The sequence below is a fragment of the Ramlibacter sp. 2FC genome (genome assembly GCF_005503345.1).
Lineage (GTDB): Bacteria > Pseudomonadota > Gammaproteobacteria > Burkholderiales > Burkholderiaceae_C > SCMQ01.
Genome location: NZ_SCMM01000097.1, coordinates 1 through 8,411 on the forward strand (window position 1 = coordinate 1; position 8,411 = coordinate 8,411).

The window sequence follows — 8,411 nt, forward strand, 5'->3', positions numbered from 1 at the left end:
CCGGACGTCCCGGCTGCTCGCCTCGCGCCTTCTTCACCATCTGCCACCTCGTGTCCGCATGCTTCGATCAGAGCATAACGCGCGAGATGTTGTTTTCGTCTACACCCTCTCAGAGCGCCTTGCGTATCAGGGCGCCCTTGAACAGCACCGGGCCGGTCGGCCCGCGCTCGCTGGGCACGCCGCCCTGGGGCTCCAGGCTGACGGCCAGCGCCGACGCATTGCGCACCTCGTCCTCCGCTGAAGGCAGGCGCAGCACCGCATCCGGGCCGAGCACGCCCAGCGAGCGCGGCGCGCCCGAAGGCGGCAAGGCCCACAGCTGCAGCGAACGGTCGGCGGCCTCGCGGTAGGCGTTCACGCGCTGCAGCGTGAGCCGGCCCTGGCGCGGGTCATAGGTGGCCAGCATGGCGGGCGCCGCCTGCTCGTCGGCCAGCACCGCCACGTAGGCGATCTGCGGGCTGGCCAGCAGCCGGGCCTGCAGTTCTCGGACCTGGCCGCCCAGCTGCTCGCGCAGGTTCAGGCCTGCCACCAGGGCCACCACGCTGGCCAGCGCGCCGGCGGCCGCAGCGCCGCGCCACAGCCAAAGGCTGCGCAGCCAGTCCGCAATGCCCGCTGGGCGGGAGCGCGACACTGGGGCCTCACGGTCGGCCTGCAGCCGCCTGGCGATGCGCTGCCAGACCACCGGGTCGGGCGCCACCTCGGGCTGCAATTCGTTGAGGCTGGCCAGGCGCGATTGCCAGACCAGGGCGGCCGCGCGCACCGGGGCTTGCTCGCGCGCCAGGGCCTCGAAGCGGCGGCGCGCGCCGCCGCGCAGGGTGCCCAAGGCGTAGGCGCTGGCCAGCCGGTCCAGCAGTTCGGGGTGGCCGATCAGGTTCATGATGCCCACCCCTCAGGCAAAGCGCGCCATGCAGGCGCGCAACTGGTCCAGCCCGCGCCGGATCCAGGTCTTCACGGTGCCCAGCGGCAGCCTGAGCTGCGCTGCCAGCTCGCTGTGGCTGAGGTCGCGCAGATAGGCCAGGCTCAGCACCTCGCGCTGGCGCGACTCGAGCTGGCGCAGGCACTGGTGCAGGGCCCAGGCCTGCTCGCCGGCCTGGGCCGTGTCCATGGGGTTGGGCGCGTCGCTGGCCAGGCTGTCCGACAGCGGGCCGTCCAGCGGCTGGGTCAGGGCTTCGCGCTCGCTCGCGCGCCGGCGCAGATGGTCCAGGGCCCGGCTGCGCACGATCAGGCCCAGCCAGGCCATGGGCGGCGATGCCGCCAAGGACGTGGGCATTCTCAACGTGGCCCTGGGCCTGGAGCACGAGGCCATCAACGCCTACCAGCTCGGCGCGGGCAGCGGCCTGCTGCAAAAGCCGGTGCTGGACCTGGCCCTGCAGTTCCAGGGCCACCACAAGGCGCACCGCGACGCCCTGGTCGCCACCATACGCAAGCTCGGCGGCAACCCCATGGCCGAGATGAAGCCGGACGACTATGCGAAGGCGCTCAAGGCCGACACGCTCAAGAGCCAGGCCGACGTGCTGAGCCTGGCCGCCGACGAGACCCTGCACTACACCGTGCTGACCCAGGCCCTGGGCCGTGCCCTGCCGGCGGGCGCCCTGTCCTTCGGTGCCTGAAGCGCGAGGGGAACGCAGCATGCAACAGCACATTGCCACGGCCCTGCTGGGTGCCGTCGTCCTGTCGGGCTGCGCCAGCCAGGGCGGTGGGGGCATGGCCATGAACGCCCAGGCGCAGGCCGGACTGCCCGACGCCGTCCGCGTGCCTGACGGCCACCGGGTCGCGATGGAGACGGTGGGCGCGGGCGAGGTCAGCTACGAGTGCCGCGCCAGCCGGGATCGGCCGGGCCAGTTCGAGTGGGTGTTCGTCGGACCGGAGGCGACGCTGACGGCGCGCGGCGGCCAGCGCGTGGGCCGCTACTACGGCCCGCCCGCGACCTGGGAGAGCCTGGACGGCTCGCGCGTGACGGGCGTGCAGCAGGCGGTGGCCCCCGCAGGCGAAGGCCATTTGCCGCTGCAGCTGGTCAAGGCGAACCCGGCCATGGGCAGCGGTGCCATGCAGGGCGTGACCTACATCCAGCGCCTGGCCACGCGTGGCGGCGTGGCGCCCGCCGAGGCCTGCGGTGCGGAGAAGGCGGGGCAGAAGACCGTGGTCAGGTACCAGGCGGACTACATCTTCTGGCGCGCCGCCTGAGACCGCGCGCGCCGGGCGCGGCTCAGGCTCAGACCAGCCGCGCGCGGTGCCGCGCGATCTGCGCGCGCACCTGGACCGGGGCCGTGCCGCCCAGGGTGTTGCGCGCGTCCAGGCTGCCGCGCAGGCTCAGCACGTCGTAGACGTCTTTCTCGATCGAGGGGTTGAACTGCTGCAGCACGGCCAGCGGCAGCTCGGACAGGTCGCAGTTGTGCGAGACCGCGGCCTTGACCGCGTGGGCCACGGTTTCGTGCGCGTCGCGGAAGGGCAGGCCCTTCTTCACCAGGTAGTCGGCCAGGTCGGTCGCGGTGGCATAGCCGCGCGAGGCGGCCTGCTCCATTGCCTGGGCGTTCACCGTGATGCCGCCTTCCTTCTGGCCGGTGGCGGGGTCGGGCTGGCCGCCGACCATCTCGACGAAGATGCGCAGCGTGTCCTTCAAGGTGTCCGCGGTGTCGAACAGCGGCTCCTTGTCTTCCTGGTTGTCCTTGTTGTAGGCCAGGGGCTGGCCCTTCATCAGCGTGATCAGGCCCATCAGGTGGCCGACCACGCGGCCGGTCTTGCCGCGCGCGAGCTCAGGCACGTCGGGGTTCTTCTTCTGCGGCATGATGGAGCTGCCGGTGGTGAAGCGGTCGGCGATCTTGATGAAGCCGAAGTTCTGGCTCATCCAGAGGATCAGCTCCTCGGAGAAGCGGCTGATGTGCACCATGCACAGGCTGGCGGCGGCGCTGAACTCGATCGCGAAGTCGCGGTCGCTCACGCCGTCCAGGCTGTTCTGGCACACGCCCTCCATGCCCAGGGTATTCGCCACACGCTCGCGGTCCAGCGGGTAGGTGGTGCCGGCCAGCGCGGCCGAGCCCAGGGGCAGGCGGTTGGTGCGCCGGCGCACGTCGGCCAGGCGCTCGGCGTCGCGCGCGAACATCTCCACATAGGCCAGCAGGTGGTGGCCGAAGCTGACCGGCTGCGCCACCTGCAGGTGGGTGAAGCCGGGCAGTATGACCTCGACATGGCGCTCGGCCACGTCGACCAGGGCGGTCTGCAGCTCCTTGAGCAGGCCGTCTATCAGGTCGATCTCGCCGCGCAGCCACAGGCGCACGTCGGTGGCCACCTGGTCGTTGCGGCTGCGCCCGGTGTGCAGGCGCTTGCCGGCGTCGCCGACCAGCTGGGTCAGGCGCGCCTCGATGTTCAGGTGCACGTCTTCCAGATCGAGCTTCCACTCGAAGGCGCCGGATTCGATTTCCTGCGTGATCTGCGCCATGCCCTTCTGGATGGCGGCGTGGTCGGCTTGCGCGATGATGCCCTGCGCGGCCAGCATCTCGGCATGCGCCAGGCTGCCCTGGATGTCGGCCTGCCAAAGGCGCTTGTCGAAGAACACACTGGCCGTGTAGCGCTTGACCAGCTCGCTCATGGGTTCGGAAAACAGGGCCGACCAGGCTTCGGATTTCTTGTCGAGTTGGTTCTTGGACATGGCTTGGGCGGGCCCGGAAACCGGGCCGCAGGTTGGGGTTGCAGCGGCGGATCACCAATAATGGCGCCAGGGCCAAAACCCCAAGCCCCGCTGATGACCGGATGAAAGATTCGCAAATTTTATCGAGCTTCGAGGAACGCCCCCGGCCGCGTGCGTCCTTGTCCCCGGCTGCGCCGCTGTTCGACGCCTGCCAGCTGGGCGTGACGCTGCGCGCCGTGCTGTTCGTCGAGGCCGTGGTGGCGGTGGGCGCCCTGTTCGGCGCGCTGGGCCTGGCCGACTGGCTGGGGCGGCTGTCGCTGCTGACGGCGGGCGCCCTGTCGGCCACCCTGGTCTGGCTGCTCGCGGCCTGCGGTCTCAAGCGCGTGCTGGCGCGCTGGCCGCAGCGCCTGCAGCGCGCGGCCGGCGTGGGCCTGGGCGCGCTGGCCGGGCTCTACGGCTGCGGCCTGCTGTCGCTGACCGGCCTGCTGGCCGCGCCGCCCTGGCTGGCCAGCGCCTGCGCCGGCGCCCTGATGTCGGCCCTGCTGGTCGAGGCCCTGGTCTGGCGCCTCAAGGGGCGCGCCCCGGCGGCGACGGCGGCGCGTTTGTCCGAGCTGCAGTCGCGCATACGCCCGCATTTCCTGTTCAACACGCTCAATACCGCCATGGCCCTGGTGCGCGAGGAGCCGGCCCGGGCCGAGGCCATCCTGGAGGACCTCAGCGAGCTGTTCCGCCATGCGCTGATGGAGCCGGGCGAGTCGGCCACGCTGGCCGACGAGATCACGCTGGCGCGCCGCTACCTGGAGATCGAGCAGGCGCGCTTTGGCGAGCGCCTGCGCGTGGAATGGTCGCTCGACGAGGGCGCCGGCGCGGCCCGCCTGCCGCCGCTGCTGCTGCAGCCGCTGCTGGAGAATGCGGTGCGGCACGGCGTGGAGCCCAGCGAGACCGGCGCGCAGCTGCGCATCTCGACCCAGCGGCGCGGCGACCAGGTGGTGATCAAGGTCACTAACACCGTGCCGGCCGGCCAGGGCCGCGGCGGCCACGGCCTGGCGCTGGACAATGTGCGCGACCGGCTGAGCCTGCTGCACGACCTGCAGGGCAGCTTCCGTACCGCCCTGGTCGACGGCGTCTACCAGGTGCGCATCGAGATTCCCTTGCAGGGAGGCTGAGGCATGGCGCTCAAGGTCCTGATCGTCGACGACGAAGCCCTGGCCCGCAGCCGCCTGCGCCGGCTGCTGGCCGAATGCCGCTCGCCCGCCGCGGCGCTGGGCGGCGAGGCCGCCAACGCGGCCGAGGCGATCGCCTGGCTGCAGCGCGAGCGCTTCGACCTGGCCCTGCTGGACATCCACATGCCGGGCAGCGACGGCCTGGCGCTGGCCGACGCGCTGCGCCGCCTGCCCCATCCGCCGGCCACGGTGTTCGTCACGGCCCATGCCGGCCATGCGCTGCGCGCCTTCGAGCTCGACGCGGTCGACTACCTGACCAAGCCGGTGCGGCTGGAGCGCCTGCAGGCGGCCCTGGGCAAGGCGGCGCGCCTGGTGCCGATGGAGCCGGTGCCCGCGGCCGCACCGTCCCAGGATTGCCTGGTGATCCAGGAGCGCGGCCGCACCGAGCGCGTGCCGCTGGCCGAGGTGCTCTACTTCAAGGCCGAGCTCAAGTACGTCACGGTGCGCACCGCGCGCCGCAGCCATTTGCTGGAGGGCGCGCTGAGCGAGCTCGAGGAGCGCTATGGCGAGCGCTTCATGCGCATCCACCGCAACGCCCTGGTGGCGCGCAGCGCCCTGCGCGCGCTCGAGAAGCACCACGACCCCGAGGAGGGCGAGGGCTGGGCGGTGCGCCTGGACGGCATAGCCGAGCTGCTGGCCGTGTCGCGGCGCCAGCTGGCGGCGGTGCGCGAGGCGATCGCGGGCGGCTGAGTCTGCCGCCGCGCCGTGCTCAGCCCGTGTTGCGCAGCCCGGCCGCGATGCCGTTGATCGAGATGTGGATGCCGCGGCGCACGCGCTCGTCGGCCAGGCCCTGGCGGTAGCGCCGCACCAGCTCGACCTGCAGGTGGTGCAGCGGGTCGATGTAGGGGAAGCGGTGGCGTATGCTGCGCGCCAGCGCCGGGTTGTTGGCCAGGCGCTGCTTCTCGCCGGTGATCTGGGCCAGGGCGTCGGCCGTGCGCTGCCACTCGGCCTCGATGGTCGCGAACACCTTCTTGCGCAGCCGCGCCTCGCCCACCAGCTCGCTGTAGCGCGAGGCCAGGGCCAGGTCGCTCTTGGCCAGCACCATGTCCATGTTGGACAGCAGGGTGCGGAAGAACGGCCACTGGCGGTACATCTTCTGCAGCAGGGCCAGCGCCTCCTTGCGCGCCGCCGGCGTGGGGCGCTCGAGGAAGGCCGCCACCGCCGAGCCGAAGCCGAACCAGCCCGGCAGCGTCAGGCGGCACTGGCCCCAGCTGAAGCCCCAGGGGATGGCGCGCAGGTCCTCGATGCGCTGCGTGGCCTTGCGCGAGGCCGGGCGCGAGCCGATGTTGAGCTCGGCGATTTCGCGGATCGGCGTGGCGCTGAAGAAGTAGTCGGTGAAGCCCGGCGTCTCGTAGACCAGGCTGCGGTAGGCCGCCATGCTGGCCTGGGAGAGCTCGGCCGCAGCGTCGAGGAAGGCCTTGGTCGCCGGCTTGGTCGGCTGCAGCAGCGTGGCCTCCAGCGTCGCGGCGACCAGGGTCTCGAGGTTGCGCCGGCCGATCTCGGGGTTGGCGTATTTGGAGCCTATCACCTCGCCCTGCTCGGTCAGGCGGATCTGGCCGCGCACCGTGCCCGGCGGCTGGGCCAGGATGGCCTGGTAGCTCGGGCCGCCGCCGCGGCCCACGGTGCCGCCGCGGCCGTGGAACATCCTCAATTGAATCGGTGTGGCCCCCACGCTCGGCACTCGCGTGTCCTCGCTGCCCCCCGAGGGGGCCTTCGCGCCTTGGGACGGCCCGGCGGCGCTCAAGCCGCGGCTGGACAGTTCGTCGAACAGCTCGACCAGCGCGATCTCGGCGCGGTACAGCTCCCAGTTGCTGGTGAAGATGCCACCGTCCTTGTTGCTGTCGGAGTAGCCGAGCATGATGTCCTGCTCGGCGCCGCTGCGCTGCACCAACTGCGCCACGCCGGGCAGGGCGTAGAAGGCGCGCATGATGGGCGCGGACTGCGCCAAGTCCTCGATGGTCTCGAACAGCGGCACGACGATCAGCTCGTTGCGGGCCTCGTCGCTGTCCAGCGTGCCGGTCATCAGCCCCACTTCCTTTTGCAGCAGCAGCACCTCGAGCAGGTCGCTCACGGTCTCGGTGTGGCTGATGATGTAGTGGCGTATGGCCTGGGCGCCGAAGCTCTCGCGCATGCGCTTGGCGGTCTCGAAGATGGCGAGTTCGCCGAGCGTGTGCTCGGAATAGGCCGCGCCGAGCACGCGCAGCGGCCGCGCATCGTTCAGCAGGCGCAGCAGCACGGCGCGCTTGGCGTCCTCGTCCAGGCGTGCGTAGGCCGGCTCGACGCGGGCCGTGGCCAGCAGCTCGGCCACCACGGCCTCGTGCTGGTCCGAGCTCTGGCGCAGGTCCACCGTCGCCAGGTGGAAGCCGAACACCTCGACGGCGCGGATCAGCGGGTGCAGGCGCTGGCTGGCCAGGGCCTCGCCGTGGTGCGTGCGCAGCGAGGCCTCGATCACGCGCAGGTCGGCCAGGAAGTCCTCGGCCCGGTCGTAGGGGTTCTGCGGCGCGACCGCATGGCGCGCGGCCTCGCCGCCGGTCAGCTCCTTGAGCGTGGCGGCCAGGCGCGCGTAGATGCCGGTCAGGGCGCGGCGGTAGGGCTCGTCCTGGCGGTGCTCGTTGCGGTCGGGCGAGCGCTCGGCCAGCGCCTGCATGTCGGGCGAGACCTGCACCAGCATCGCCGACAGCGAAAGCTCGCTGCCAAGAAAGTGGACCTCGGTCAGGTAGTGGCGCAGCGCCACCTCGGCCTGGCGGCGCAGTGCGTAGTCCAGGGTCTGGGCGCTGACGTTGGGGTTGCCGTCGCGGTCGCCGCCTATCCACTGGCCCATGCGCAGGAAGCTGGCCACAGGCTGGCCGGAAAGCTCCTGCTCCAGCGCCGCGTAGAGCTTGGGGATCTCGCGCAGGAAGGTGGCCTCGTAGTAGGACAGGGCGTTCTCGATCTCGTCGGCCACCGTGAGCTTGGTGAAGCGCAGCAGCCGGGTCTGCCACAGCTGCATCACGCGGGCGCGGATCTGGGCCTCGTTGGCCGCGAGCTCACGCGGGGTCAGGGCGTCGCGCGCGGCGTTCACCGCGGCGGCGCGGGCCTTGATCTCGTCGCGCTCGGTCAGCAGCTTGGCGATGTCGCGCTCGGCGTCCAGGATGCTCTTGCGCTGCACCTCGGTGGGGTGGGCCGTGAGCACCGGCGCGACGTAGCTGTGCGCCAGGGTCTGGGAGATCGTCTTGGGCGTGATGCCGGCCCAGCGCAGCCGCGACAGGGCGACCTCGATGCTGCCTTCCTGGGTGTTGCCGGCGCGCTCGTGGAGGGCGCGGCGGCGGATGTGGTGGCGGTCCTCGGCCAGGTTGGCCAGGTGGCTGAAGTAGGTGAAGGCGCGGATCACGCTCACCGCCTGCTCGCTCGACAGGCCCTTGAGCAGCTTCTTGAGCGCCTTGTCGGCCTCGTGGTCGGCGTCGCGCCGGAAGGACACCGAGAGCTTGCGGATCTGCTCGATCAGCTCGTAGGCCGGCGCGCCCTCCTGTTCGCGGATCACGTCCCCCAGGATGCGGCCGAGCAGGCGGATGTCCTCCACCAGCGGG

The 8,411-nt window shown here is 71.6% G+C and carries 7 protein-coding genes and 1 pseudogene; 4 read left to right on the top strand and 4 right to left on the bottom strand.

Translation table 11 applies throughout. The features are described from left to right. Nucleotides 1-109: 109 nt before the first annotated feature. Nucleotides 110-874 (bottom strand): anti-sigma factor, encoded by a 765-nt coding sequence (locus tag FFS10_RS22245; RefSeq protein ID WP_137896783.1) that lies wholly within the window; start codon nt 872-874, stop codon nt 110-112. A 12-nt stretch (nt 875-886) separates the two neighbouring features. Then, nucleotides 887-1,246: pseudogene (locus FFS10_RS22250) on the bottom strand (RNA polymerase sigma factor); the annotation flags it as partial. Here FFS10_RS22250 and FFS10_RS22255 point away from each other — a divergent pair. Together FFS10_RS22255 and FFS10_RS22260 are read left to right on the top strand one after the other, a co-directional pair. Beyond that, on the top strand, nt 1,236-1,607 hold the full coding sequence (locus FFS10_RS22255; RefSeq protein ID WP_137896785.1) for a ferritin-like domain-containing protein: 372 nt from the start codon (nt 1,236-1,238) through the stop codon (nt 1,605-1,607). The pseudogene FFS10_RS22250 and the gene FFS10_RS22255 overlap by 11 nt on opposite strands. A gap of 19 nt (nt 1,608-1,626) precedes the next feature. Then, nucleotides 1,627-2,181 (top strand): DUF3455 domain-containing protein, encoded by a 555-nt coding sequence (locus tag FFS10_RS22260; protein ID WP_137896786.1) that lies wholly within the window; start codon nt 1,627-1,629, stop codon nt 2,179-2,181. A gap of 28 nt (nt 2,182-2,209) precedes the next feature. Here FFS10_RS22260 and argH read toward each other — a convergent pair whose 3' ends face one another. Further along, the gene (gene argH, locus FFS10_RS22265) at nt 2,210-3,643 is read right to left on the bottom strand and encodes an argininosuccinate lyase (RefSeq protein WP_137896787.1); all 1,434 of its coding nucleotides are present in this window, start codon (nt 3,641-3,643) and stop codon (nt 2,210-2,212) included. 101 nt (nt 3,644-3,744) lie between these two features. Between argH and FFS10_RS22270 the strand changes: the two genes are divergently transcribed. Beyond that, on the top strand, nt 3,745-4,788 hold the full coding sequence (locus FFS10_RS22270; protein ID WP_137896788.1) for a sensor histidine kinase: 1,044 nt from the start codon (nt 3,745-3,747) through the stop codon (nt 4,786-4,788). A gap of 3 nt (nt 4,789-4,791) precedes the next feature. Further along, on the top strand, nt 4,792-5,535 hold the full coding sequence (locus FFS10_RS22275; protein WP_137896789.1) for a LytR/AlgR family response regulator transcription factor: 744 nt from the start codon (nt 4,792-4,794) through the stop codon (nt 5,533-5,535). 19 nt (nt 5,536-5,554) lie between these two features. Here FFS10_RS22275 and FFS10_RS22280 read toward each other — a convergent pair. Further along, the coding region (locus FFS10_RS22280) for a phosphoenolpyruvate carboxylase (RefSeq protein ID WP_137896790.1) at nt 5,555-8,411 on the bottom strand (2,857 nt) is incomplete at its 5' end.

Bases quoted from the DNA above. Each gene is read 5' to 3' on its own strand.
- FFS10_RS22245 (WP_137896783.1), bottom strand. From the start codon at position 874: ATGAACCTGATCGGCCACCCCGAACTGCTGGACCGGCTGGCCAGCGCC.
- FFS10_RS22255 (WP_137896785.1), top strand. From the start codon at position 1,236: ATGGGCGGCGATGCCGCCAAGGACGTGGGCATTCTCAACGTGGCCCTG.
- FFS10_RS22260 (WP_137896786.1), top strand. From the start codon at position 1,627: ATGCAACAGCACATTGCCACGGCCCTGCTGGGTGCCGTCGTCCTGTCG.
- argH (WP_137896787.1), bottom strand. From the start codon at position 3,643: ATGTCCAAGAACCAACTCGACAAGAAATCCGAAGCCTGGTCGGCCCTG.
- FFS10_RS22270 (WP_137896788.1), top strand. From the start codon at position 3,745: ATGAAAGATTCGCAAATTTTATCGAGCTTCGAGGAACGCCCCCGGCCG.
- FFS10_RS22275 (WP_137896789.1), top strand. From the start codon at position 4,792: ATGGCGCTCAAGGTCCTGATCGTCGACGACGAAGCCCTGGCCCGCAGC.